Below are 2,416 nucleotides of genomic sequence, written 5' to 3'. Positions count from 1 at the left end.
GGCCGCGGCCGCCGGGCGCGTGGTTTACGCCGGGTCCGGCGTCAAGGCTTACGGCCCGCTCGTGATCCTGAAGCATGAGAGCGGGCTCATCACGGCCTACGGACACAACGGCAAACTGCTCGTCAATGAAGGCGACGCGGTGCGCCAGGGCCAGCCGGTCGCCGAAATGGGCACCGACGCAAGCGGCCGTTCGACGTTCGAGTTCGAAGTCCGCCAGAACGGCAAGGTCGTCGATCCGATGAACTTCCTGCCGCGCAACGGCGGCTGACGACGCGCTTCACTCCGTGTGCGCCGGGCGGCGCACACGTTCCCGCCTTCATCCTTTCCTGAACGTCACCGCGCCGGACGGTCTCGCGTGATTGCCGAGCCAGCGAATGCCCAGTGCGAGCGCCACCGCGCCGATCGCAATCAGCGAACACTGGATCGCGACCGGCAGGTAGCCGTGCGGCCGCGGATCGACGAACGGATAGGGATACCAGTTCTCCAGCGCGCCGCGCACGAGCGTATAGCCGAGATAGATGACCGGAAAGCCGAGCCACGCGAACGCGCTGCGCCACCGGATCGGCAAGCGCGGCTCCACGTACAGCCAGTCGCACAGCATGACGAGCGGCACGATCCGGTGCAGCACCCAGTTGTTGAACGCCGGCGTGACGTGGCGCAGCGCATCGAGCCGAGCGAGCAGGAGTTCGTAGACGATCGCGGTGATCAGGACGTACAGCACTGCGGCGCCGCGCATCGATTCGTAGCGGGCCGAGCCGGGGCGCGCGATGCGCCAGAGCCCGGCGGCGAGCATCACGGCCGCGTAGAGGCTGCTCAGTTGCGTGAAGTAGCTGAGGTAGTTGCCGAGATGAAAGCCCGGCAGGTGCCAGTAGTCGGCGACACTGTGCAGCGTGGTGGATACCGCGAGCAACGCGGCGGTCAGCCGATAGGCCGCAACGAAGAACGCCTTGCTCATGATGCCCGCGCGCCGTCGCACCAAAGCTCCATCGTGCCACAGCCGTTCTGGCGCGCGATGCGGATTTTCCATATGACGCTGCCGTGACGCGCGTGGGCGATTCGTCGGATATTTGCGCCGCGTCGTGCAAATCCGGGCGCACGTGCGGCTACAATCGGGGCAGTTTTACCGGGCGCAGGTCGGTTGCCGCATGCGCCCATCCCCGCATACAACACGAGACGAAGCATGAGAAACATCCTCGCGAAACAGACGCGCTACAGCTCGCCCGCGATCTTCTTCCACTGGGCCGTCTTCCTGCTGGTGGCGCTGGCCTACCTGGCCATCGAGATCCGCGGGCCGAAAGGCAGCGACAGCCGGGTGTTCTGGATGAACGTGCATCTCACCGCGGGCACGCTCGTGCTCGTGCTGTCGGTGCTGCGCGTGCTGTGGCGAGCCGTCAGCCGCGTGCCGGAGGCGATTCCGCAGGCGGCGCTGCTGCGCTGGCTCTCGAAGCTGGCCCATGTCGCGCTCTACGTATTCATCATCGCGCAGCCGCTGCTCGGCATCATGATGATCAACCTGGGCGGCAAGCCGGTGTCGCTCGACTGGCTCGGCCTGTCGTTCACGCTGTTCGGCCCCGACAAGGCGCTGCGGCCGACGATCAAGGAAGCGCACGAGCTGATCGGCAACGCGTTCTACTTCGTGATCGGCCTGCACGCGCTGGCCGCGCTCTATCATCATTTCATCCGGCGCGACGACGTGCTGCGGCGCATGGCGCCCTGAACGGCACGTGCCGAAGCACGCGGCAGGCGGGGGCGCATGGTTGCGTTGACAACCATGCGCCCCCGGTTCGTTTACCGTCATCCGCGCTGGTCATCGCGTTAAACATTCTGTAACATCTCGGCTGTTTTTACATTCCGCTTACTCGTTGCCGAGCATGCTGCCCCGACATCGTCACCTGACCGCCTGGCTTGGCGTGCTCGCGATCTGGTTCGCGATCGCGGCGCCGCTGGTGTCGCAGTGGCGCGTAGCGCAGGCGGCCACGCCCGACGCGATCGTCTGCAGTGCAGAGCATGGCGCGCATCCGTCATCCGATGCGGGCCGCATGCACGATCATGCGCTGCATCTCGATGCATGCGGCTACTGCGGCTTCTTCGCGCACAGCCCCGCGATCGGCGGGCCTGCCGCCGCGGCATTCGCTTCCGTTCCCGCCGTTTCCGTTTCCGCCGTCGCGCCGCCTGCCATCGCGGCGCGCGCCGACCGCTATCCGCGCGCGTATCCGCGCGCACCGCCCGAGCGCGCCTGACGCGCTGTTTCCGTTCTTTCACCGCCGATATCCGTGCGGCCCGTCGCGGCCGCGTGGAGGGCGTTACTCGGGCTTTCGATCATGACCATTTTCCAGTTGCGTGCGCCACGGGCGTCACGCAATGCCGGTGCGCGGCGCATCCCGCGCGTGCTGAAACTCACCGTTCCCGCGCTGGC

The 2,416-nt window shown here is 66.8% G+C and carries 4 protein-coding genes; 3 read left to right on the top strand and 1 reads right to left on the bottom strand.

From position 1 onward, the window contains the following. On the top strand, positions 1-268 hold a 268-nt coding region (locus JYJ84_RS34265), incomplete at its 5' end, for a murein hydrolase activator EnvC (protein WP_205190101.1). A 48-nt stretch (positions 269-316) separates the two neighbouring features. Here the strand turns inward: JYJ84_RS34265 and JYJ84_RS34260 are convergent. Next, a complete protein-coding gene (locus JYJ84_RS34260) occupies positions 317-955 on the bottom strand; it encodes a Pr6Pr family membrane protein (protein WP_122949737.1) in 639 nt (212 codons plus the stop codon). A 225-nt stretch (positions 956-1,180) separates the two neighbouring features. Here JYJ84_RS34260 and JYJ84_RS34255 point away from each other — a divergent pair, with 225 nt between their 5' ends. Both JYJ84_RS34255 and JYJ84_RS34250 read left to right on the top strand, forming a co-directional pair. After that, positions 1,181-1,717, top strand: a complete 537-nt coding sequence (locus JYJ84_RS34255; protein WP_089453395.1) for a cytochrome b — start codon at positions 1,181-1,183, stop codon at positions 1,715-1,717. Positions 1,718-1,871: 154 nt separating this feature from the next. Next, entirely contained in the window at positions 1,872-2,240 is a 369-nt protein-coding gene (locus tag JYJ84_RS34250) for a DUF2946 domain-containing protein (protein ID WP_175222885.1), read from the top strand. The last annotated feature ends 176 nt before the right edge of the window (positions 2,241-2,416 follow it).

It is taken from the genome of Burkholderia sp. LMG 13014 (assembly GCF_905232215.1).
Classification (GTDB): domain Bacteria; phylum Pseudomonadota; class Gammaproteobacteria; order Burkholderiales; family Burkholderiaceae; genus Burkholderia.
The sequence above is the reverse complement of the archived record's forward strand: the minus strand, read 5'-3'. Positions and strand labels throughout refer to the sequence as shown.

Bases quoted from the DNA above. Each gene is read 5' to 3' on its own strand.
- JYJ84_RS34260 (WP_122949737.1), bottom strand. From the start codon at position 955: ATGAGCAAGGCGTTCTTCGTTGCGGCCTATCGGCTGACCGCCGCGTTG.
- JYJ84_RS34255 (WP_089453395.1), top strand. From the start codon at position 1,181: ATGAGAAACATCCTCGCGAAACAGACGCGCTACAGCTCGCCCGCGATC.
- JYJ84_RS34250 (WP_175222885.1), top strand. From the start codon at position 1,872: ATGCTGCCCCGACATCGTCACCTGACCGCCTGGCTTGGCGTGCTCGCG.